This window comes from Heliorestis acidaminivorans, from assembly GCF_008933955.1.
Taxonomy (GTDB): Bacteria; Bacillota; Desulfitobacteriia; order Heliobacteriales; family Heliobacteriaceae; genus Heliorestis; species Heliorestis acidaminivorans.
The window spans coordinates 84,561-108,206 of record NZ_WBXO01000003.1; the positions used below are offsets into that span (position 1 = coordinate 84,561).

The window sequence follows — 23,646 nt, forward strand, 5'->3', positions numbered from 1 at the left end:
AAAGGTAGCTCAAACTTAACTGTCTGAGCTACCTTTACTTTTATATTATTTTATTTTAAATCTTCTGATCAGTTGAAGTAACTCACTACTTACGTCACTTGTTCTCTCAGCTGAAGCCGCTACTTCCTCACTAGCGGCCATTTGTTCTTGTAGCACAGAGGCAATCTTTGCAGCGTCACCTGCAATTTCTAAAGCCATCTCATTAGCACTATTTATGTTATTAGTAACTTGATGAGCTTTCTCTTGTAATTGCATTGCTTTTTCTTGATTCGATTCTAAGACCCCTCTTGTTTTCGTTGAAGCTTCATCGAGAGCATGCATGATTTGATTCACTTGATTCATTTTCATGCGCCCTGTCTCCACCGCTTGGTGATTCACGTGCATTGAATGAGCTGACAATTCTACTTGATCATTAATATTTTTTAAGATAGTCATTATAGAATGACTAGATCGCGCCGATTCCTCTGCAAGCTTTCTTACTTCTTCGGCAACAACAGCAAAACCTTTACCATGTTCACCTGCTCTGGCCGCTTCAATGGCCGCATTAAGAGCAAGCATCTGGGTCTGTGCAGATATATTGTTAATGACTTCTGTAATTCTAGTGATTTGAATAGCTTCTTTTTCTAAGTTTTCCATAACAGCTAGGGTTTGTGCTACTGATTGGGTAATCTCTTCCATCTGTATTTTTGCTTCATCTACTCGTTGTAGGCCTGCCTGAGAGGCATCGGCAACTTCTTTTCCTACTAAGATTGCTTCTTCCGCTGAAACTGTCATATCCCTAGCTGTTTGGTTCATGTCGATAGTTAGTTGATTAGCAGACTTTAGTTGAAGCTGTTGATGATCGGTCTGACTTACTAGACCATCAACACTGGTAGAAATTTTCTCTGTGGAGTAAGCTACTTGGCGACTTGATAAAACCAACTGTGTTGAAGTCTCATCAGCAATATGAGCAGAATGGTCTACTGTTTCAATAATGCTTTTCAGACCAATAGAAATTTTGTTCATTTCTAAAGCAATTTGCCCTAGTTCATCGTTGCTATTCTTGTCAACTTTCTTAGTCAGATCTCCCTGATTAATTGCCTTTGTAGCTGCTTTCGTTTTCTCTAGAGATTTTTGAATGTAATTATAGAATGAAAATCCTGTAAACAATGCTGTAATGAGAAAAATGCCCCACGTATAAGCACCTATAAGCAGAAGATCTTGTAACCCTCCTATAACAAGAGTACTCATCATTACTATACCTGCAATAGTTGGTAGGGCTAGCATAGTTAGAAATTTCTGAAAAATGCCTCTCTGTTCAAAAGCCCAACCCACGCGTAGTGTGTAGGCTTTTTTGCTTTGTAACATCACAGGGTGGCTTGCATCAAGTAAAACTTCGCCAGTATTACGGAAATAAACTTGTTCTAGAGGCTGTAGGGAATCGACGCCAGCTTTGCCTACGGGATCTAGAAAAATCATACCTTCCCGTAATCGGTTCGTATGAATTAGGGCTTTCCCTTTTGGATCTACTAGCAATATGTACTCAAAATCTTTAAGTCTATTATCGAAGATATGACGAATATCTACCTCTATATCTTCTACTGCCTTTCCTTGCAGTAAAGATTCCATTTCTCGAGCTAAGGAAGCGGCTAATTCTCGACAAGCGCTGGCTTCCGGTCTCTGTAATAGGCTTTTTTCGTTAACTTTAGCTTCTTTTAATAAGACCACTAAAACCTGCTCCTTATCATTTATTCATTATTTCCTATGTTAAATTACTTATAATAGGACAATTATAGCAGAACAGTTTTTGTTTTTATGTCAAAATATGTCGCCTCAATCAAATTGTCTTTATTACGAGTAAAAGCCTCCATCCTTTTTAGGATGAAGGCTAGATCTAGTAATCAATTTCATTTCTTGTAATATCAGCTTCAGTCATGGCAGTCATCTCTATGTGTTCATAGAACTTTTTTACTTTTACCCTTTTCGTATGGCCGCAACGGGGCAACAGGCGGCACAACAGCCACAACCCGGACAAAGTTGACCGTCAATCTGGAAAACTTTATCCTCTCTGCCATAAGCATCAAGAGCATCCCAAGTACAAATATTGAGGCAAAATTTACAACCGATACAATCCTCTTCAATGCGATAGAAAGAATGCTCTTTACGCTCCTCCGTCATAGTTATCATAATAACCACCCTTTTCTAAAGAAACAGGTTAGTTGCAAGCTTATAAGTTTACTTTTCCTATGCTTCCATTATACCAGAAAAGATGCTTGTTATGAATATATCCATTGTTTCTATAGTGTAATTTCTTGGTTTAAAAGCTTAAGTATCTCTCCTAATTAATATATGACTTATCACCAAGGAGCTCCTTTATTATCTTCCCCAGGGATCAAGAAAAGACGACTCTCTTGCCAAGAGACAGTCGTCTTGTGGGGTTTTCACTTTCTCAAATAATTGCGCACTTACTTACGATCTCTTAATAATGTAGGTTTTCGTAAGTCTTTACAGTTACAAGTGCTCTCTTCTGGAATAGCCTTTAGGGCCATTAGTAATCGTCTTCCTGCTAGAGGTGATTCTTCAAAGAATATATCCTTAAGTTCTTCATGAGTCCAATCAGTCACAATACCCTCAGCATAGTTTACAACTAGCTCTAAACGACCATAGCAAGCTCCTATTTCCCTAGCCAGATAAACTTCTGGAGCTACGCTTTGTCCGATTACATCTCCACCAGCCATGCGAAAGTGCTGTACTTCAGCAGGGCTTTCAAAGTGTCTGCCATCAGTAACAACATAGTTAGAGCGATCAAATACGCGACCCTTGCCTGGCAAATCTTCTGAAGCTTTAATGAGTACTTGTCTTAAGGTAGGACAAAAGGGTTCGCGCATAATACATAAATAACCAGAAGCAATATTAACATCTTTTCGCAGAGAAAAGTCCAGGTAATCATTGGGAATAACTAGATCTCGTGGTCTTAAAAGATGACTTATCGCACCTACGCCACCTTCTGATAAGATAAAGCGCACCCCAGCTTGCTGAAAAACCCAGAATATCTGCCTTGACGCATCAGCTCTCGTCACACCAGGACGCCAACCATGCATCACACAAGTAAGTGTAAGCCTGCCTTCTAGTTCAAAAAGAACGAAAGAAGGGCTATCTCCAAAAGGTGTTGTGAAGCTTTCATAGCTAGCCAGAACTTTTACGCCGGGATAATTAATATCTTCAGGAAACTTTAATGAATTAGTGCTTGACCCCCCGATGATGGCATAGGGAGCTTGCGGGATCTCTTTTGTCGGCAAGTAAGCAACCTCTCTTTCCTAGTGCAAAATATTACTCTATTAATCGCCAAAAGATATTCCAACAGCTTTAGCGGCTTGTACTAGTTGCCCCTGCGGGTTTACTTTCTTCATCTCAATTGCTTCAGTTAGCGGTACAGGTACAATTTTTGGTGTACGAAGAGCCACCATATGACCGAAGTATCCTGCCATGACAGCATCAACTGCTGATGAACCATAACGAGTACTTAAAATGCGATCGGCTGATGTAGGTGAACCACCTCTTTGTACATGTCCTAATACAGTAACGCGCGTCTCCATCTGCGTGCAAAGCTCTAGCTTGTGAGCTATTTCCTGACCAATGCCGCCTAAGCGAATAGGATCGTGACTTTTTTCTACTCTTTGTTGGACAACCATTTCTCCACCTTTTTCGCTAGCACCTTCCGCTATAACAACGATAGAGAACTTTCGACCTCGTTCATTACGCGCCCGAATGTGATCACAAACTTTGCCAAGATCAAAAGGTATTTCAGGTATTAAGATCACATCGGCACCGCCGGCTACGCCAGAATAAAGAGCTATCCAACCAGCATAGCGTCCCATTACTTCAAGGATCATGATGCGGTGATGAGACTCTGCTGTTGTATGAAGTTTATCAATCGCTTCAGTAGCCGTTGTAACGGCTGAATCAAAACCAAAAGTATAGTCAGTAGATGATAAGTCATTATCGATTGTTTTAGGAACACCTACGACTGGCACACCTTTTGCATGAAACTGATGAGCAATATTAAGACTGCCATCACCGCCAATAACGATCAAGCCATCTATGTTATGCTTACGTAAATTCTGAATGCATTGCTCGGACCGATCTTCAAAAGCAAGCTCTCCATCTTTCTCAACTGCATAGCGAAAAGGATTATCCCTGTTCGTCGTGCCTAATATTGTTCCACCCCTATGCACTATACCAGCCACAGATTCTTCATTCAACGGTACCATTACGTCATTGACCAAACCGTGAAAACCATTGATAATTCCAACAACTTCGACGTTATAACGACGAATAGCTGTTTTTACAACAGCCCTGATTACTGCGTTAAGACCGGGACAATCTCCACCACCTGTTAGTACACCAATTCGCTTAATTGCTTTCATGTGAGAACTCCTTTCATTTATCTTAGATCATTGCTGGAAAGTCTTTTTGTCGTAATGCCTCATAGAGCACTACCGAAACGGCATTCGATAAATTTAGAGACCGTGCAGAGGCAACTAAAGGAATACGAATAACATTCTCCTTATGCTCCTCCAACATCCAGTCCGGCAAACCTTTCGTTTCTTTACCAAAAACGAAAAAATCGCCTTCTTCATAAGTAATTTGATGATAACTTTTATTACCTTTAGTACTCAGAAAATACATTTTAGAGCCACCGTGGACTTTCTGAAAAGCTGACCAGCTTTCATGTACACGAACATCAAGAAGATGCCAATAATCTAATCCTGCTCGTTTTAGCTGTTTGTCATCAATTGAAAATCCTAATGGCTCAATTAAATGAAGCACCGATTGTGATCCAGCGCAAAGTCGTGCGATGTTTCCTGTGTTAGGTGGAATCTCTGGTTCAACTAATACAATGTGAAACAAATTCTATTCTCTCCTATATTAAGTGTATTGTTTTTTGCACCGTCGAAGCAGGAAAGTGGTAAATATAACTACCTAAATCCCTTCGACTTTTTCCAGCAAAATCCTTCTGGTCTTTTTTCAGTATATATAAAAATATGAGACTATTCAAATTGACGGTGCTTTAAATATCTGCTACATTGAACAAGTACTAAAATGAGGAGGGACAACCATGGGCAAGAATATCGTGCAAAAGATTTTGGACGCTCATCTGTTAGACGGGGAGCTAATTCCCGGTCAGGAGATCGCTATCAGAATTGATCAAACCTTGACACAAGACGCTACCGGCACCATGTCTTATCTTCAATTCGAAGCCATGGGTGTGCCGCGTGTTAAGACAGAACTATCTGTATCCTATGTAGATCACAATACTTTACAAAGTGGTTTTGAAAACGCTGACGATCACCGTTTTCTTCAAACCGTAGCGGCAAAACATGGCATCTATTTCTCCCGACCTGGCAATGGTATTTGCCACCAAGTACATCTAGAGCGCTTCGGTGTACCTGGTAAGACCATGTTAGGTTCTGATTCTCATACCCCTACCGGTGGTGGTATCGGCATGATTGCCATAGGTGCTGGCGGTCTTGACGTAGCTGTAGCTATGGGTGGCGGACCTTTCTATTTAACATGTCCCAAAGTTGTAGGTGTCAATCTTACTGGTCAACTTTCCCCTATGGTATCTGCTAAGGATGTCATTCTAGAAGTTCTTCGTCGTCTTAGCGTTAAAGGCGGCGTAGGTAAAGTGATTGAGTATAAAGGACCTGGTGTAGCTACTTTATCTGTACCCGAAAGAGCGACCATTACCAACATGGGTGCTGAACTTGGTGCAACTACGTCTATTTTCCCTTCTGACGAAGTAACGAAAGCTTTCTTAAAAGCTCAAAACAGAGAATCTGCCTGGGTGGAACTAGTAGCTGATAGTGATGCTACCTATGAAGAAGAAATTACTATCGATCTTTCTGCTCTAGAACCTATGGTTGCTTGCCCCCATTCTCCTGATGCTGTAAAAACAGTAACAGAAGTAGGACCTATCAAAGTAGACCAAGTCCTCATCGGTTCCTGTACCAACTCTTCCTATTCTGACTTAATGAAGGTAGCCGGTATCTTAAAAGGCAAAACAGTTCATCCTACCGTTAGCCTTGGTATCGCTCCTGGTAGTAAGCAAGTTTTTGAAATGCTCGCTCGTAATGGCGCTTTAGCAGACTTAATCGCTTCTGGAGCTCGTATTCTTGAATCTGCTTGCGGTCCTTGCATTGGTATGGGTCAATCACCTAACTCTGGCGCCGTATCAGTACGTACCTTTAACCGTAACTTCGAAGGACGTAGTGGTACAGCAGATGCCAAAATCTATCTCTCTAGCCCAGAAATTGCGGCGGCAGCAGCTATTACAGGTGTCCTCACTGACCCTCGAGAGCTTGGTGACGCCATTGAAGTAGCTATGCCTGAACAATTCTTAATTGACGATAGCATGGTCTTAGCACCTGCCGAAGAAGGTGCTGACGTTGAAGTATTACGAGGACCAAATATCAAAGCATTACCTATTAACGAAGCTTTAGCTGACACCTTACAAGCTCCTGTTCTGCTCAAAGTAGGCGACAATATTACAACTGACCACATCATGCCTGCAGGATCTAAAATCTTACCTCTTCGCTCTAACATTCCTGCTATATCACAATACGTCTTCTCTGGTGTTGACGCTTCTTTTGCTGATCGAGCCAAAGAAGCAGGTCGTGGTATTATCGTAGGTGGTCAAAACTACGGACAAGGCTCTTCTCGTGAGCACGCCGCTCTTGCTCCTATGTATCTAGGTGTTAAAGCTGTAATCACACAGTCTTTTGCTCGCATTCACAGAGCTAACTTGATTAACTTTGGTATCTTACCTCTAACTTTCGTCAACGAAAGCGATTTAGATAAAATCTCGCAAGGCGACGAATTAGAAATTGTGGATGTAACGACAAAGTTAGGTCAAGAAGAAGCCCTCGAAATCCGTAACGTGACTACCGGCGAGACTTTCTCCGTCCGCCCAGATCTCACAGCACGCCAAATTGCGATTATCAAAGCAGGTGGGTTACTCAACTACACCAGACTTAATGCTTAATACAATCTTGTTTTATAATAAGAAATGCAAAAAAAAGTGCCTCAGGATCATGATCCTGAGGCACTTCTTCACTTACCTATAAGATTTCCGTAGTCACTTCAATGACTTCCACTTCACCAGAATACTCCATTTGTCGAACTGCTTCATCAAGTACTTGTTGGATATGCCTGCGGTTATTACTTACAACAGCCAAACCAATCACTGCAGATTGCCAGAGATCATGTTGATCTACCTCGGATATGGATAGATTGAAACGACTACGCAAACGTTCTACTATACTTTTTACTACACGACGCTTTCCTTTCAAAGAATCTACACCATGAATATGCAATGATACTTCTCGATACCCCACTGTCACTTTTTTTGCCTCCCTTAAAGAAAAGCCATTGGACAAAATTAATCAGTCCAATGGCTTTTTCTTTTATGCTCTCACATGAATAATCATTTCTAAGTATTTACCAGCTTTTTTTACTTTGCTGATTAAGTCCTCCGTAATCACATCACCTGGTTCAGCCAAAACTTGACCTATATTGCTCTCAATGCGCTTAGTTACTTTTTTGCCAATGTAATATTTATGTTGAAGCTCACCAAACAAAGGTCCTACAGGTTCTGCTTCTGTCTCTTGCTTTTGACCAGAAGGTTCTTTACTATCCTGAAAAGATGCTTGGCCATTTCCGTTTAAAAGAGCTGACTCTTCTTCTAAAACTTGCAAAAGAGGTAAGAAGTCACTTTTTTCACTATTTTCTTTCTTCTTATATGCTTGTGCAACTTTAAAGTTGAGCGGTTTGGTAGGTTCTTTAGGTAAGGACTTTTCAGGAAGTAGTGCAACCTTTTCAGGTTGCACTACTTTGCTCTCTATTATCGGAGGACTTGGCACTCTTTCTTCTGTCTCAATCTTCTTCTCTCTAACTATATGATCAGAAGCAGTCTCTTCAGTCAACTCTGCTTTAGGTATTACTTTTTCATCATAAATTGGTAGCTCTTGTACTTGCAGATTTTTGTCCACAAGGAGAATCTGACGGCCCATTTTAACGATCTGCTCAATGCTAATCAGTCTTTCCCCGAGAGCTTTGTCAAGCGGTTCTATAACAATAGCCATAATCTTACCAGCTGAATTAATAAAAAACTCTTTTACCTGTCCAATTAAAACGCCGTTACTGGTTAAGACTCGTGAGCCAATTAAATGAACTTTTTTTTCTATCCACTTAACTAGATCAGGTCTTTCCTGTAGGGATTGTAAAATATTAGCATCTTCGATGATGGCCGCATATTCTCCTATTCCTTGAATGGCGTCAAAATGCAGAATTTTGGCACCATAATACCAATCTTCTGGCTCGATTAATAAACCTTCAATTTCGATCTTCTCCGGGTTGATCAACAGATCGCGAACGAAACCAATCTCTTTTCCATCATCAATACTAATAACAGAAATCCCTGGTAAAGACTTGCTGTTAATCATTGTTTCATCCCCTTGTGTACCCAACAAAAAATGAGACATTTAAGAAGTGCTTAGTAACTTTATTTTACTGACGACCGACTTTTTGCAAAGCTCGACGATAAAAAGCCATATAATCTTTAGCAGAGCGTTCCCAGGAGAAATCAAGAGTCATAACATGGCGCACTAGTTTATTCCAATCTTGCTTGTTTTCATAAAGGCGTAATGACCTATTTACCGCATCAAGAAGCTCTGCCGCTTCATAATTGTGAAAGACAAAACCATTGCCTTTCTCTGCATCTTGATCGTAATCAAAAACTGTATCAGCTAACCCACCTGTAGCCCGCACAATGGGAATAGAGCCATAGCGAAAAGCTATCATCTGACCTAGGCCACAGGGCTCATACCGCGAAGGCATTAAAAAGAAGTCACTAGCTCCATAAACTCGTTGAGCTAAAGACTTATTAAAGCCAATAAAAGCCCGCACTTGTTCAGGGTAATCCTGCTCAAATTGACGAAACATGTTCTCATAGAAAGGATCACCTTCTCCTACAACAACAAGTTGCGCCCCTTTTTGTAAAATATCATGGGCAATATGACCGATCAGATCGAGCCCTTTTTGATCGACAAGGCGAGATACAAGACCTAACAAGGGAGCATTATTAACAGGTAAGCCTAACTCTTTTTGTAGGTCTGCCTTGACCTGCTTCTTGCCTTCTACATATTCTGCTGAAAAATGATGGGACAGATAAGGATCAGTGCCTGGATTGTACTGGTCTGTGTTAATACCGTTGAGAATGCCAAAAAGATGGGCTTCTCGCTTACGCAAAAGTCCATCTAACTGCTCTCCATAAGCTTCTGTCTTAATTTCCTCAGCGTAAGTTGGGCTTACTGTATTTACTAGATCGGCATAGACTATGCCACCTTTGAGGAAGTTGATTTGTCCATAAAACTCCATCTTCTCAGGATCAAATAGCGAATCAGATAAGCCTAAAAAGTCAAGCATAGGCCGACCGAAAATACCTTGATATTTTAGATTGTGTACTGTTAATACTGAGGCAATCGACTTATAACCTTCTTTGTTCTGATATTCTTCTTTTAGCATAGCCGCCGCTGGGCCTGCTTGCCAATCATTGAAATGAAGAACATCAGGATAGAAGTCGATATGCTTTATTAGCTCTAATAAAGCACGACTAAAAAACCCCCAGCGATCACCATCGTCAGCATAACCATAAATATTGTCACGGTAGAAATAGTGATGATTGTCGATAAAAAAAACTGGTACTTCTACAGAATCATTTGGGTCTGATGTTGCCTTGATACTGCTTTGCCGAATAATAGCTGTCTCCATTCTGTTCTGTATAGGAACAGGAAAATCAGTTACGTAGGTACCTTCTGCAATAAACTTATAACTTGGCATAACTATGGCAATGTCCATACCGGCTGAGGCTAGAGCCCGCGGTAGTGAGCCAGCCACATCGGCTAAGCCACCTGTTTTAGCGTAAGGTTCAACTTCCGTAGACACATATAAGACTTTCAATGGCTGAGCAGACAAGATTCCAATCCCACCCTTTCCTTTTTAACCCTTAGAAAACCATATTCGCTAAGTCTGTTCTAATTCCTTCCTTGCCATAGTCAGGCAAGCCCTAGAAGGCACTTCTATAAGCTTTCTAAGTGCCTTACTTTATGATAATAGCTTACCCAAAGTTCTCATTTTCGAAGAGATGCATTTTACTTTTTTGGCCAAAAACAACGATTAGATCGCCTCGACAAAGCACTGTATCAGCCTTAGGTTGAATAGGTTCATCGTTGTGATAAATCATCAAAAAAGAAACTCCAAAGCGATTCGTGGTGTTAAGATCCCTAATTGATTTGCCTTCATAGCCTTTGCCAACTTCCATCTGTTCTACAACAAAGCCTTGTGGCATTTCTAAGATATCAATTTTTGATTCTGTTGAGATCATCTGAGCCAAGCGCAAGCCAATATCTCTTTCTGGGTAGACCACATTCTCGGCACCCATCTTTTCCAAAACACTGCCTCTGCGTTCATTAGAAGCCTTTACAGAAACACGAACGCCTGCTTCTTTGAGAATGTGAGTTGACACAAGAGCTCCTTCAAAGTCAGCTCCTAGTGCTACGACAGCTTCATCAAAGTTTTTCTCTCCTACAATGCGAATGAGCTCTTCATCATCTTCGCCTACATCTAGAACAGCTCCAGAGACGATCATGTCACGAACATGATCAAGTGCCTCTTCGTCAATATCTATAGCGAAAATATCATGGCCTCTCTCATAGAGACCTTGAATAACACCACGACCAAAACGTCCTACTCCAATAACAAGAACAGACTTTTTTTTCACTGATTAAGCCTCCTAGCCGATAAGGATCGACTCTTTCATATAACGAGCTTTTCGAGCTTCTCTGCCTGCCAAAATTGTGATCAATGAAAGCACTCCGACCCGTCCGATAAGCATCAATAAACCAATAATAACTTGACCGAAAGCAGATAACTCTGCCGTTATACCCATAGACAAACCTACAGTAGCCAAAGCTGAAACAACTTCAAAAAGCACTGGCTTAAATGGCAGACCTTCCACCAGCATTACAAAAAAGGTACTGACAAAAACGAGTAAAGCAGCCGTTACAACTACTATAAAAGCCTTTAGTACACTTTCCGTAGCAATTTCTCGTTCAAAAAGCACAACTTCTTTACGACCTCTAACAAAAGCCCAAACAGCAAGAATGATAGTTCCAAAAGTGGTAGTCTTAATACCACCACCAACGGAGCCTGGACTAGCTCCAATAAACATCATCAAGATCATCAGTAAAATAAAGGATTCCGCCCAAATTGTAACTGGCTCTGTCGTAAATCCTGCTGTTCGAGTAATTGCTTGAAAGAGACTATATACCAATTGGTGAACCCAGGGTAGTTCATCTACACCTCGTTCTATAGACGTAACATAGTAGAAAAAAGAACCTACTAAAGCGATAGCAGAAGTAACCCACAGTACGAGTCGACTGTGCAAGCTAAGCCGTTTCCACTTGCGACTTACAAAAAGCTCCTGTAAGACAACAAAGCCCAGACTTCCAATTAAGATTAATACCGTAAAAACAAAAATAATGGCACTGGAATCTTTATATGGTGCTAAGCTCTCACCGGTAAGATCAAAGCCAGCTCCATTAAAAGCACTAACAGCGTGAAAAGTAGTGAAGAAAAGCCCCTCTAGCCAACCATTGTCCCAGATACCAGGTAAGAGCATGGCAAGAGCAATAATTCCTATCAACTCAATGATTAGGGTAAGAATCACTACGTTTTTTACTAACTTGACAACGCCCGAAATGCTAAAATGATTCCTTTCTTGCGCTATAAGGGCACGATGGCCAAGCTGGATTTTCATCCCTAGCGCCGTCAGCACCAGGGTAGCCATCACCATCAGACCGAGTCCTCCGATTTGCATGAGTAGTAGAATCACCGTATGGCCAAAAAGGCTCCAGTAAGTATCGGTAGGAACGACAATTAGACCGGTAACAGTCAAAGCTGAAGTTGCTGTAAACCAAGCTTCTAAGAGCGTCGCTGAACCAGGCTTTACGGTAGCCCAAGGTAGTAAAAGCAAGAAAGTGCCAGTAATGTTTGCCAGTAAATAACTCATTAAAACTAAAGGACCTGGCTTTGTTCTAAAGAACCTCATCGAAGTATGATTCTCCTGTTCTCATAACAAATCTATATCATTCACCATAAAAAGTGTTCCATCATAGTTTATATTAGCCCAAACGGTGCTTTACGTTACAGGAAAGCAAAGGAGGTAAATTATGATGAGCACCAAAGATGCCCTTTACTCTTTTGCAGAGCATATTCAAAAAGAACATCCCTACTATTTAAGAAGACCTCATAGCTTCCCTGAAGAGTGGCATAACTTAAAGTTTACTTTTTTAGGTCATGGTGACTATATGGTTGTTTTTCGCTACCGAGATTTGGCTATTAAAATCCCTAAAAATAGTGATTATCCTTTAGAAAAAGATAAAGAAAGACTATTAGCCCTCAAGCCCTGGACTTCTTACGAAAAATATGTAGCCCATAGTTCCAATTGGATTGCCACCCGTTTTATCCAAGGCGAGCGCCTCGATAAGCTCTGGGAAGAAGATCGTCTGGTGTTAACAGACGAAGCCATACTTCATCTTGAATTTGACTTGCGACACTCCATGATTACAACAGCCTATCTGCCCTGGGATGTAGAGTTTTTTAACCTTATCAAGACACCTCAGGGACAACTAAAACTAATCGACACAGGTGAGTTTCTTAATCGTAAAGAGCTCCCTATTCATGAGCAAAGAGAAGCCTTTCAAGCTTCATTAAGTCGTATTAACAAATCAATTCTACAACTTTCCGAGCATGTAAATCGTTCTATTCCTTAACAGAGCAATCTACATTAAAAAGCATAGCAATCTCATCACAATTAGGGAATTTTGGACATTCGATGCATTCTTTCCACACTTTTTGAGGTAATTCATCTTTGGTAACCTTTAGAAAGCCACAGCGAGCAAAAAAGCCTTCTTGATAGGTAAGTGCAAAAACGCGTGGAATCTTTAAGCTTTTAGCTTCGTCGAGCAATGCTTCAACAAGAGCACGTCCGACGCCTTTTTTTTGCGATTCTTTAGCAATGGCTAGAGCTCTAATCTCAGCAAGATCTTCCCAGAGAATGTGTAAAGAAGCGGTGCCGATAATTTTTCCCTCTTCTTCTACTACCATAATATCGCGCAAACCTTCATACAAGCGAGAACGAGGCCGCGCCAACATTAAGCCTTCACCAGCATAGTAGCTGATTAAGCTGTGAATAGCTTCTACATCAGTCATTTTCGCTTTTCTTAAATTCATGGTTTTTGCCACCTTTATTGATTTGTTACTTTCTTCATCCATTCTATTTCTCGACGATAATCTTCGATTTCACCAGGTGTTTCCAGATTAATGGGCAAACCTTGCAAAGCTGGTGCTTGCAAGACTTTAGCAAGTGCTTCGGCACCAATAAGACCTTGTCCAATCATGGCGTGACGATCTTTGCGTGATCCTAAGGGCTGTAAACTATCATTAAAATGCATAGCTTTCAACCGTTGGAGACCTACGATCTTGTCAAATTCTTGCAAAACCTCTTGAAAATTATCTTTAACATCATAACCAGCACCAAAAAGGTGACAAGTATCTAAGCATATACCAACTACTTCCGGTACTTCTAGACGTTCAATAATAGCCGCTAGATCTTCAAAGCGACCTCCTACTTCCGAGCCTGCTCCAGCCATACCTTCTAGTAAAATCAAAACTTCTTGATCTGCTTTTAAGACATCATTCAGTGCCTTAGCTATTTTCTCAATTCCTACATCTAAACCTTGTCCGACATGACTGCCTGGATGAACGACAATATAAGGTATGCACGCTTGTCTCATCCGTTCAATATCAGCCGCCAAGGTTTGCCGTGCAAAGTTCCAAGTCTCTTCTTTTGGAGCGGCTAAATTAATAGTATAAGGCGCATGAGCCACTATAGGACCAAAGTTATATTCTTCTCGTAATTGTAATGCTTTATCAATATCTTCTTGCTTCAACGCTTTCGCTTGACCGCCCCGAGGATTTCTTGTGAAAAATTGAAAAGTCCTTGCCTCTATAGATATCGCTTCGCGGACAGCATTATGGAATCCTTTTGAGATAGATAAATGGGCACCAAAATACAAATTCTTTTCTCCTTTCTATGTGGAGGCTGATTTTTGTGGAGTTATTAAAAACTTTTAACTAGACTTAAGATAGTAGCTTCTTTAATTCTACGGCATTTTTCTGGGGATCATCTTGTGCAAAGAGAGCGGCTATGGTTGCAACTCCTTGAATGCCAGTAGTTTTCAAGCCTTCTATATTGGTAGCATCAAAACCACCAATGGCAAAGACAGGGATACGAACATGATTACGAATCTCCTGTAAACCCTCATAACCCATAGGTTTATCAGCAAGTTGCTTAGAAAAAGGTGCAAAAACAGGACCAGCACCTACATAATCAGCACCTGCTAGCTCTGCCTTACGGGCCATAGTAGCGTCTCTAACAGTAATACCAATTAACCCTTTTGGCCAGAGCTTTCTAGCTTGAGATAGAGGCAGATCTTCTTGTCCCAGATGAACACCATCAGCTTCTACAGCCATTGCTATATCAAGACGATCATTAATAAATAGCTTCTTCCCTGCCTCACGAGTAACTTCTCTAAGTAGCAAGGCTCTATGATAATAGGTAGCTGAATCTATGTTTTTTTCTCTCAATTGCACTATATCACAGCCACCAGCAAGAGCGCTTTTCACTTTACTTACCAGCTCTTCATTACTTAGAGCTTGTTCTCGTCCCAAGATACCGTATAAAAGTAAGCCGTCACTGAATCCCATTCTGTTCATTTTCTTCATCTCCTTCTGCGGAGTAACTACTAATAACTATCCGAAAAGCTTAGCAAGCTTTTTTTTAAGTCTCTTAAGGTCTTCGCAGGCATTTGAGTAGTCATAGCACTACTCATGATAGCAATAGCCTTAGCTCCATGACGAAGCGTCAAAGCTCCATTGTAGCTGTCGATGCCTCCTATAGCTACTACAGGCCAAGGGGAAGCACTTGTAAAGCGACTTAGTTCCTCCAGACCAAGACCTTTTTTGCCGGCTTTACAGTCAGTTAAGAAGATATTACCAAGCAAAAGGTAATCTAAGGCTTCTCGATCCTGCTCTGAAAGATTGTCAATATCTTCCCAAGTGTGCACAGATAGACCGAGCCATTGTTGTGTTTTCAGTAAAGATCTTACAACAGCAGGCTTTAGAGCACCTTGACCAAGATGAACTCCATCAGCTTGTACAGCTAAAGCTACTTCTACAGAGCTATTAATAATCAATGCTGTATCGCTTTGTTCTGTTATTTTTTTTACTTGTACAGCAAGCTCATAAAGCTCCTGAGGCGGTAGATCTTTTTCTCTTAAAATAAGTGCACTTGGTTTTTCTTGCACTATCTCGGCTATTTTTTCTAAGAAAAAAGGGCCAGCTAGATGACGATTCGTTACAATCCAGAGTGGTTTGGGAAAGTTCTTCTGTTGCACAAAAAACAACTCTCCTAGGCTACTTTCTCTTCGATATACCAATCTTTAAAGGTTTTGTAAAAAAACAAAAATAAAAAGAAAGGTCGGAGCAACAACTGTATAAATAGTCGTGCTCCGCTTTATGCCTATCCTATCAGATTTTTTGTTAAGATGCTATGAAAAAATTTTTACGTCAGCGACTCTAGTTCTTTAAGTAACTGTTCGAAGAGCTGAAGAGACTCTTTAATAGGTTCTGTACTCTCCATATTGACACCAGCAATTTTCAATAAATCCAGAGGATATTGAGAACTTCCACCTGCTAAAAATTCGAGATAACGTTGAACAGCACTATCGCCTTCTTCAAGAATCTGCTTTGTTAAGGCCGTAGCGGCCGCAAAGCCCGTAGCGTACTTGTAGACATAGAAATTATTATAAAAATGAGGTATGCGAGCCCATTCTACATCGATTTCTTCATCAATGATCATATTAGGTCCATAGTAATCTTGGTTTAACTGCTTATAGCTACCTTTTAGATTCTCTGGTGTAAGAGCTTCGCCACTTTCTACTTTATTGTGAATCAGCTTTTCAAATTCAGCAAACATCGTCTGTCGGTAGACAGTCCCTCTAAATTGTTCTAGATAATGATTCAGGAGATAACGCTTTTTCGTCTTATCTTTTTCTTTTTTTAATAGGTAATGGATGAGTAAAGACTCATTAACTGTTGAAGCTACTTCTGCTACGAAGATAGAATAGTGGGCATAGACATAAGGCTGTTTTTGATATGAGTAATAGGAATGGAGTGCATGGCCCATCTCGTGGGCTAGTGTAAAGACATCAGAAAGCTTATCCTGATAATTTAATAGGACATAGGGATGAGTCCCATAAGGACCCCAGGAATAAGCTCCACTCGTTTTTCCTCGATTTTCATAGACGTCGATCCAGCGATTTTGAAAAGCTTCTTCCAAAATTCTTCCATAGTCATTACCGAGTGGCTTTAATCCTTCTTGAACCATTGTGACTGCTTCTTCATAAGGTATTTGCCAGTCAATGCCTTCTACAATAGGCGTGTAAAGGTCATACATGTGAAGTTCTTCAACTTGCAGTTGTTTTTTTCTGTACTCCACATAGCGATAAAAAGTAGGCAAATGTTGCCGTACAGTTTTGATCAAATTATCGTAGACTGTCAGGGGTACTTTGTCACCAAAAAGAGCACTTTCTAGAGCCGATGGATATTTGCGTATCCGTGACATTACTACAGCTCGCTTTACGGCTGTACTCAAAGTAGCTGATATTGTATTTTCTAGGCCACGATAAGTTTTATAAAGTGCTTGAAAAGTATGGCGTCGCAAATCGCGGTCTCTACTTTCCATCAACTGACCATAACGACCATGAGTAATTTGAATCTCCTTACCTTGACTATCTTTTACAACTGGAAAAGTAAGATCAGCGTTGTTCAACATGGTAAAAATTTTACTAGCCGCTCCTGTAACTTCACCTGTTTGCGCTAATAAGGCTTCTTCTTTTTCTGACAGTACATGAGGTTTTTGACGTCTTAGATCGTCTAAAGCAAATCTGTATAGCTCCAGGCCTTCCTCTTTTTGCAGAAAATTTTGTAAGGTTCCGTCAGGAATAGCTAGTATTTCTGGTAATAGAAAAGATGTAGTACTATTTACTTCACTACCTAAGGCAGTAACCCGATCGGTGAGCGCTTGGTAAGTTGTGTTGCTATTATCCTCATCACGGCGCATTCTTGCATAAGTAAATAAACTCTCCATTAACTGTCCAAGATCGTCTTGTAGTTGTAAGGCTTGTAACAAGATGCTACTTTTTTTGCTTAACTGACCTTGTAAAGCTTTTATCTTTTGCACACGTTCTGGTACAGATTGGAAATCTTTCTCCCAGGCCTCATCTGATGAATAAATATCCTCAAGACGCCAACGATACTCTTCTTGCACCCTATTGCGTTGAGGTAATGTATTAGTTTGATCACTCATTCCATAACTTCCCTTCACGTTTACTTGTTTTCTTGAAAATAGTATGTTTGGAAAGGCTAGAAGATATTTGCCTCTTCTAATAGGTGGCTTTAGTACGATGATTGTAAGTAAAAATAGCACTTCATCCTTATTGCAGGTGAAGTGCTATTTTTTATGCTGTCTTTATATGATTACTTTTTGAAATAGCTTCTTGCACTGCAATTCTTAGTTAGGCGCCTAAGAAAGCAGACAAAGGTGGTACGACTTGTTTTTTTCTAGAGAGTACGCCAGGCAGGTAAGCTTCTTGATCTTTTACTGTAACTTTGAAAGCTTTATCTACGATTTCAACATCCTTACCAGCAGTCAACAAGAGAGTACCTTCGTTAATAATATCAGTAAGCATGAGCAATACCATGTCTAGTTTTTTGTCACTGCGAATTGACTCCATTGAATCTAGAAGGTTTGCTTTCAGCTTCTGAGCGCCTTCCATATCCATCGTTTCGACCTGACAGATACCTAGCTTTTTATCACCTAAGTGAAATTCTTTGAAATCCTGGAAGATAATTTCTTCTGGGCTACGACCTTCAAGGGAAGAGCCTGCCGCAAACATTGCTTTTCCGAATTCCATAATGTCAACACCGGCGATTTGGGCTAGTTTTTCTGCAATTACTTTATCTCTTTTGGTGCATGTGGGGCTCTTAAAAAGCACTGTATCCGATAAGATAGCAGCTAACATGATACCGGCTATATCTTGGGGTATCTCTACATCCTGCTCATCATACATAGAGGCAATAATGGTAGATGTGCAGCCTACTGGTTCACCACGGAAGAAGATTGGCTCGCCAGTTTGTACATCTCCCATACGGTGATGATCAATAACTTCTAGGATTTGGGCCTGTTCTAAGCCCATTACGGCTTGGCTTTTCTCGTTATGGTCTACTAGTATGACTTGTTTCCGTTGCATTGTTAGCAAGTGGTATCTAGAAACAACACCTACTAAGCGTTTTTGTTTATTAATAACGGGATAAGATCGATAACGTGTGTCTAGCATGACTTTACGAACGTCATCTACATAATCATCTTCTTGGAAAGCAATGATATCATCTTGATGCATAATCGTGTTGACTGGTGCGCACATGCCCAAGAGGCGTGCGGCACTGTAAGTGTCATGAGGCACTGACAGAATAGGAACGCCTGCAGTTAGAGCCTCTGATTTTACTTTTTCGGTAACAGAAAAACCACCTGTAATGATCAAGCAACCAGCACCAGCCTTGATAGCGGCCAATTGAGCTTCTTCCCGATCTCCAATAACTACAAAGTCACCAGGCTCAATATGCTTCACCATGCTATTAGGATTCATGCCACCAATTACAGCTTTACCTTTTAAAGGTCTTTCTTCATCAGTAGGTGAGATGAAACAACCACCCATGGTATGAACTAAAGCACCTAAGGTAATACCCATTTTATCAAAATCTTTGAACTCTTCTAAGTTCAGATATCTTTCGGCAATATCACCTAAGGTAATCATACCTACGAGGTGATAGTCTTGATCTACAACAGGCAAGGACTTGGTATTTTCTTTGGCCGCTAAAACACCTACATCACGGATAGGAGCATTAGCTAAGACAGCAAAAGGGCTTTCTTGGCCAATCATATCAGTAACACGAGCTTTAACATCTTCAAAGTACGTTGGCTCTTCTACTTGGAAATGATCAAGTACAAATTTGGTTTCCGGTTTCACGTTGCCACAGCGCCCGGCTATGTATGCTTCATTCGTAACTTGACGCTTTAAGTAAGCATAAGCAATAGCTGAACAAATGGAGTCTGTATCTGGATTGCGATGACCAATCACGATGACGGACATATTATTGTGACGCCTCCTCTGATTCCATTTCATACAAATATTCTATCTTTTCTGTAGTATTCTACCCTATTTTTTCTATCAGTTCCAGTCTCGAAAAAAAAAGCTCGAACATTCCTTATATTATCACCATTTCATTTTTTTGCCATATCATTTTATAGAGAGAAAGAGTTAAATCACTTAGAAAGGAGTGATTTTTCCGTGAGCTACGCAGGGCATGGTTTCTTTGGCGGTCTTCGCAACGTGGCTGGGTTAGTAATTGCTCTAATAGTAATTGGAGCTTTCTTCCCTGATCTTTTTGGCTATAGAAGATAAGTTTCCCAAAATGTATCTTCGAGAAAGGGTGAGCAATCTATGAGTGGTGCTTGCGGTGGTTTCTTTGGAAACGATATCGTTGCTTTGGCAATTTTGATTATCATTATTGCTATTCTCGGTTCTTCTAGAACAGGCTATCGCTGTTAGATAGCCTGTAAAAAAAAGGGAGCATCCTTTTTACTGATGCTCCCTTTTTTCCGTTCTTCTTTTTTAGAACGGAAGTCTTGAAGTTGCTGTTTTTTATTGGTAATAGGGTTGTAATGACGCCGTTCGCCAAGGGCTACATGGCACTGGCAAATCGCTCACTATGTCATTACAACCCAGATTATGCCATTAAGCTACCTAAATAATCCTCTATGGTTAATAAGAAAAGAACTTCCATACCTACCGCCCCAAGTAAAGCAACGACGGCAAAATAAATAAGGCTTATAATTATGAGCAAGTATCCGGCTATCAACAAGTAACCATCCCTTTCCAGACTGCCAGCGGCAAGAAAAAGGACAGCATAAGCAGGAATAGTGTTAGATAAGGGTAACGGTAAAGGAGCCATTAACAAGAAGGCACTAAAAATGATTAGAAAAACGTTAAAGCGAATCATCATATCTGCCTCTGTTAAAACAAGAAAACGAGGACGCATGAGCTTTTCAAGTTTAGCTAAAAGCTTAGCGCCAGATTCAAGAATATATTTCAAAGAATCGGAAGCAATCTCTTTATCTGCAAAGCCTTGAGGCAACCATAAAGGTCGGTTTAATATCAAAGCCATCCCAGCTAGTATTATGGCTAAACCAAAAGGAATGCTAGAACCAGGAATAGATAGAGGAATCAGAAAAGGGAGAGTAAGGACCATACAAACAGTCAGTAAGCCCCTCTCTCCTAGTTGATCAATCAATTGTCTTATGGTCATTCCTTGACCCGGTATATTACGGGCGATTGAAAGCAAAAGTTTCGAAAAACTTTGATGTTTTATTCTGCTCTTGTTTGCCAACAATTAAATCTCCACCTGGTGATTACTTGGGACTCACAAGAACCATTTTACTCCTTTTAAGCTTAAAATGAAATTTTTTTCTTTCAATCTTCCCATTTTTCATCTTCATTACTATAATCGTCGTAGCACATTTTTAAGTTTTGTATTTTTAAGGCATCATCGCCTTCTCTATCAAAAAGAATGTGATGAGCTTTTTCACTAAACGCGTAAGCACCAATGATGGACTTATAGATACTATCGGCTAAGATGGGGCCAAACTCTTTAAGAATTGCTTTTTCTAACAATTGCTCAAATGTATCAAGTTGATTAGCTTGATGATTTCTCGACTCTTGTTGTAATTTTTCTAATTGCTTTTTCTTGTAATAATCTAGAGAAACAACTTTATCTTTTTCATTCATGCTCCATACCCCCTCATATCGCATCGAAAAGAAAAAGTAACTGTATAAAATAGTGACGGTAGCATAGGGTTAAAGCTGAAAAAGATCACTGGATTGTACTTGCGTTCATCTTCACTTTATCATATTTTTCCGTAAATTCCAAGATGTTTTTTTTTGCACAAGAAAAGGCCTTTACACAAAAATGCGTAAAGGCCTTTGGAAGATCTAGATCTGCTTAATTTCGCTCCTGACGTAGGCGGCGAATTTCTCGATTAGCACGATTCAGTTTTTCCTCTAAATTATCCTTTTCTTGCCGTTCATAGACTAGTTGATCTCGTAGGTTACTAATAGCTACACGCTTACCACTTAGTTCACTTTCAAGATTTTGAATCTTACGAAAGAGAACTTTTGATCCTGTTTTGATCGTTTCCGGTACTAACATAGTTACAGCTTGTAATCTCATTGCTTCAAATTCTTCAATCAAAGGAATATGTAATAATATATAATTGGTTCGAGTCTTGCCATATTCCTTTTGATATTTTTTCACACTGTTCCAGCTTTTACAGAGGTCGTGTTGCAACGTATTAACCAGAAATTTGTTTGCAGCAACAAAAAAGATTTGATGTTCATCTTGGGGAAGATCTTTTGCAAATTGTAACATAGAAGCTTGCGAAAGACCTTCTAGCTCATCAAAATCAAAGCCAACAGCAGCTAGGCCTATGGCTATTTCATGATTTACCATTTCTTCTAGAACGCCATCCCATTGCTTTTGGCAAAAATGGTAAAAACCATCCCAAAAACGGGTAGATCGATGCTTCCAGTGATCATCTTGCTCTTGCATTAAAGTGGGAAAATCTTTCTTACGGCTTTGTTCGTCATCTTTTTCATCAATTGTTTGGTCAAAAAATTGAAAGCCTTTATTTTGAATCTTCATCAAAAATACAATCTGCTTCCCCACAAATAATTCAAAGTGAGTAGCTAAGGCTTCTTGACCACAACAATGTACAGAAGGGACATAAAGCTCCGTCTCTTTCGCTTGCTTTATAATCTCTTCCATAGTGCTGCCAAGAAATTGAGCAAGATTGACTTTGGCGTTCTTATTACATTCTGAACAAAACCTTGTTGCAATCAAACGAGCCCCCGTCAATTTTATCCCTGCCTTATCGATGAATTGAAAGAATTAATATTTCACCTAATTACTTTCGTCATCAATCATCGATTTACCTTCTAGGCACTGAAAGAATTTTCACGAACTTTGCAGTTCCCTGTCGTTAAGGTAGTTTTACTTTAATTCATTTGCTACTTTTGCAGTAATTGCTTCTAAAATTTCCTGATCAGGAATGTATTGTACTTTACTTTGTTCCAGCATTTCAAAGCCACAGCTTTTTAACCATTCTTCTACCTGACCAATACTTTGTCCACCCCAACCATAAGATCCAAATGCCAATGCTTTTCTCCCTTTTGGAGATAAGCCTTTTAGATAGGTTAAGAAAGCGGCAACAGAAGGCAGTAAGTTATTGTTTAGAGTAGGAGAGCCTACACAAATATACTGGGCATCAATTATTTCTGTCATTACATCTGATATATGGTTTTCCTTTAGAGACATTGTTACTGCTTGGTATCCTTTATTTTCAAAAGCTTTTTGAATAGCAGAAGCAACTTTTTCTGTAGAATCCCACATGGTGTCATAGACAATTACTGCTTTAGGTGCTGTTGTATTCGTTGACCATTGCTTATAAGCTTCTATGATTTCCGCAATGTGAGAGCGCCAAATAATACCGTGGCTTGTAGCAATTATATCTGTTTCTAGCGGTGCTACTGCTTCTAATGCTTTTTGTACTTGACCACCATAAGGTAGCACAATGTTAGCGTAATACTTCTTAGCTTCTTCCATAACAATAGGCATAGAAGCTTCATCATCAAAACGCTCTTCTGAAGCTAAGTGTTGCCCAAAAGCATCGTTAGAGAATAGAATCTTATCTTCTACTAAATAACTAACCATATTATCTGGCCAATGTACCATCTGAGTGAGAACAAAAGCTAAATTGCGCTTTCCGATATTCAGTGTGTCACCTGATTTTACAATTTTGAACTCCCAGTCTTTTTTATAATGAGCTCGTAAGCCTTTTTCTCCATTCGGTGAAGTCACAATCGTGGCATTCGGTGCTACTTCTAACAGTTTGGGAATGCCTCCAGAGTGATCCATTTCTACGTGGTTACAGATAATGTAATCAATTTTGGAAGGATCTATGATTTGAGAGATCCTTTCGATCATTTCATCGTATAAATAATGCTTAACTGTATCAACAAGAGTGATTTTTTCATCAATGATTAAGTAAGCATTATAAGTAGAACCTCTTTGTGTGAGGTATCCATGAAAATCTCTCAAACCACCATCAATGGCACCAACCCAATAGATACCTTCTTTTACTTGCACAGCTTTCAAAACATTGGCCTCCTTACATAATTTGCGAGCCATTAGCTTTCTCTATAAAATCACAACTATTTATTTTACTAAAACCCTAGAAATATTTTGCCTTAAAGTAAATAATTTGTCAATCAGTAATGGTAACTAGTAATCCCTTTTTGCCGCCTTTTC

General features: G+C 40.0%; 22 protein-coding genes. 2 read left to right on the forward strand and 20 right to left on the reverse strand.

Translation table 11 applies throughout. The features are described from left to right. Positions 1 to 45 precede the first annotated feature (45 nt). From F9B85_RS05205 to trmL, 5 genes are all read right to left on the reverse strand, one after another. Positions 46 to 1,707 carry a methyl-accepting chemotaxis protein gene (locus tag F9B85_RS05205; protein WP_151619240.1) on the reverse strand — a complete coding sequence of 554 codons (1,662 nt, stop codon included), beginning with the start codon at positions 1,705 to 1,707 and terminating at the stop codon, positions 46 to 48. A gap of 246 nt (positions 1,708 to 1,953) precedes the next feature. Beyond that, positions 1,954 to 2,166: a 4Fe-4S dicluster-binding protein gene (locus F9B85_RS05210; RefSeq protein WP_151619242.1), complete on the reverse strand. Its 213-nt coding sequence runs from the start codon at positions 2,164 to 2,166 to the stop codon at positions 1,954 to 1,956. 278 nt (positions 2,167 to 2,444) lie between these two features. Beyond that, positions 2,445 to 3,278, reverse strand: a complete 834-nt coding sequence (locus F9B85_RS05215; RefSeq protein WP_151619244.1) for an MTAP family purine nucleoside phosphorylase — start codon at positions 3,276 to 3,278, stop codon at positions 2,445 to 2,447. A gap of 39 nt (positions 3,279 to 3,317) precedes the next feature. Next, the gene (locus F9B85_RS05220; RefSeq protein ID WP_151619246.1) at positions 3,318 to 4,406 is read right to left on the reverse strand and encodes a 6-phosphofructokinase; all 1,089 of its coding nucleotides are present in this window, start codon (positions 4,404 to 4,406) and stop codon (positions 3,318 to 3,320) included. Positions 4,407 to 4,428: 22 nt separating this feature from the next. Then, complete coding sequence (trmL, locus tag F9B85_RS05225; protein ID WP_151619248.1) at positions 4,429 to 4,890, reverse strand: tRNA (uridine(34)/cytosine(34)/5-carboxymethylaminomethyluridine(34)-2'-O)-methyltransferase TrmL; 462 nt, start codon at positions 4,888 to 4,890, stop codon at positions 4,429 to 4,431. Between the two features lie 208 nt (positions 4,891 to 5,098). Here trmL and F9B85_RS05230 point away from each other — a divergent pair, with 208 nt between their 5' ends. Further along, entirely contained in the window at positions 5,099 to 7,024 is a 1,926-nt protein-coding gene (locus F9B85_RS05230; RefSeq protein WP_151619250.1) for an aconitate hydratase, read from the forward strand. 76 nt (positions 7,025 to 7,100) lie between these two features. On the opposite strand, the gene F9B85_RS05235 is transcribed toward F9B85_RS05230, so the two are convergent. The 5 genes from F9B85_RS05235 to F9B85_RS05255 form a co-directional block, all read right to left on the reverse strand. Further along, entirely contained in the window at positions 7,101 to 7,382 is a 282-nt protein-coding gene (locus F9B85_RS05235) for a DUF503 domain-containing protein (RefSeq protein ID WP_151619252.1), read from the reverse strand. Between the two features lie 63 nt (positions 7,383 to 7,445). Continuing rightward, positions 7,446 to 8,483, reverse strand: coding sequence for a PRC-barrel domain-containing protein (locus tag F9B85_RS05240; protein WP_170270194.1), 1,038 nt, complete (start codon positions 8,481 to 8,483; stop codon positions 7,446 to 7,448). Between the two features lie 64 nt (positions 8,484 to 8,547). After that, positions 8,548 to 10,014 (reverse strand): glycogen synthase, encoded by a 1,467-nt coding sequence (locus F9B85_RS05245; protein WP_151619256.1) that lies wholly within the window; start codon positions 10,012 to 10,014, stop codon positions 8,548 to 8,550. Positions 10,015 to 10,156: 142 nt separating this feature from the next. Continuing rightward, positions 10,157 to 10,819: a potassium channel family protein gene (locus tag F9B85_RS05250; RefSeq protein WP_151619258.1), complete on the reverse strand. Its 663-nt coding sequence runs from the start codon at positions 10,817 to 10,819 to the stop codon at positions 10,157 to 10,159. 12 nt (positions 10,820 to 10,831) lie between these two features. Then, on the reverse strand, positions 10,832 to 12,109 hold the full coding sequence (locus tag F9B85_RS05255) for a TrkH family potassium uptake protein (protein WP_170270195.1): 1,278 nt from the start codon (positions 12,107 to 12,109) through the stop codon (positions 10,832 to 10,834). 160 nt (positions 12,110 to 12,269) lie between these two features. On the opposite strand from F9B85_RS05255, the gene F9B85_RS05260 reads away from it, so the two are divergent. Further along, positions 12,270 to 12,872, forward strand: a complete 603-nt coding sequence (locus F9B85_RS05260; RefSeq protein WP_151619262.1) for a hypothetical protein — start codon at positions 12,270 to 12,272, stop codon at positions 12,870 to 12,872. On the opposite strand, the gene F9B85_RS05265 is transcribed toward F9B85_RS05260, so the two are convergent. The 10 genes from F9B85_RS05265 to F9B85_RS05310 form a co-directional block, all read right to left on the reverse strand. Next, positions 12,862 to 13,332: an N-acetyltransferase gene (locus F9B85_RS05265; RefSeq protein WP_151619264.1), complete on the reverse strand. Its 471-nt coding sequence runs from the start codon at positions 13,330 to 13,332 to the stop codon at positions 12,862 to 12,864. The genes F9B85_RS05260 and F9B85_RS05265 overlap by 11 nt on opposite strands. Positions 13,333 to 13,346: 14 nt before the next feature. Then, positions 13,347 to 14,177 carry a deoxyribonuclease IV gene (locus tag F9B85_RS05270; protein WP_151619266.1) on the reverse strand — a complete coding sequence of 277 codons (831 nt, stop codon included), beginning with the start codon at positions 14,175 to 14,177 and terminating at the stop codon, positions 13,347 to 13,349. A gap of 64 nt (positions 14,178 to 14,241) precedes the next feature. After that, positions 14,242 to 14,877, reverse strand: a complete 636-nt coding sequence (gene thiE / locus F9B85_RS05275) for a thiamine phosphate synthase (RefSeq protein WP_170270197.1) — start codon at positions 14,875 to 14,877, stop codon at positions 14,242 to 14,244. A 29-nt stretch (positions 14,878 to 14,906) separates the two neighbouring features. Further along, positions 14,907 to 15,557, reverse strand: coding sequence for a thiamine phosphate synthase (locus F9B85_RS05280; protein ID WP_170270199.1), 651 nt, complete (start codon positions 15,555 to 15,557; stop codon positions 14,907 to 14,909). A 167-nt stretch (positions 15,558 to 15,724) separates the two neighbouring features. After that, positions 15,725 to 17,530 carry an oligoendopeptidase F gene (gene pepF, locus F9B85_RS05285; protein ID WP_151619272.1) on the reverse strand — a complete coding sequence of 602 codons (1,806 nt, stop codon included), beginning with the start codon at positions 17,528 to 17,530 and terminating at the stop codon, positions 15,725 to 15,727. A 208-nt stretch (positions 17,531 to 17,738) separates the two neighbouring features. Further along, positions 17,739 to 19,373, reverse strand: a complete 1,635-nt coding sequence (locus F9B85_RS05290) for a putative manganese-dependent inorganic diphosphatase (RefSeq protein ID WP_151619274.1) — start codon at positions 19,371 to 19,373, stop codon at positions 17,739 to 17,741. 637 nt (positions 19,374 to 20,010) lie between these two features. Beyond that, positions 20,011 to 20,673 carry an exopolysaccharide biosynthesis protein gene (locus F9B85_RS05295; protein ID WP_151619276.1) on the reverse strand — a complete coding sequence of 221 codons (663 nt, stop codon included), beginning with the start codon at positions 20,671 to 20,673 and terminating at the stop codon, positions 20,011 to 20,013. Between the two features lie 80 nt (positions 20,674 to 20,753). Next, positions 20,754 to 21,068, reverse strand: coding sequence for a hypothetical protein (locus tag F9B85_RS05300; RefSeq protein WP_151619278.1), 315 nt, complete (start codon positions 21,066 to 21,068; stop codon positions 20,754 to 20,756). Positions 21,069 to 21,282: 214 nt separating this feature from the next. Further along, entirely contained in the window at positions 21,283 to 22,194 is a 912-nt protein-coding gene (locus F9B85_RS05305) for a hypothetical protein (protein ID WP_151619279.1), read from the reverse strand. Positions 22,195 to 22,329: 135 nt separating this feature from the next. Further along, positions 22,330 to 23,493 (reverse strand): FprA family A-type flavoprotein, encoded by a 1,164-nt coding sequence (locus F9B85_RS05310; RefSeq protein ID WP_207707043.1) that lies wholly within the window; start codon positions 23,491 to 23,493, stop codon positions 22,330 to 22,332. Between the last annotated feature and the right edge of the window lie 153 nt (positions 23,494 to 23,646).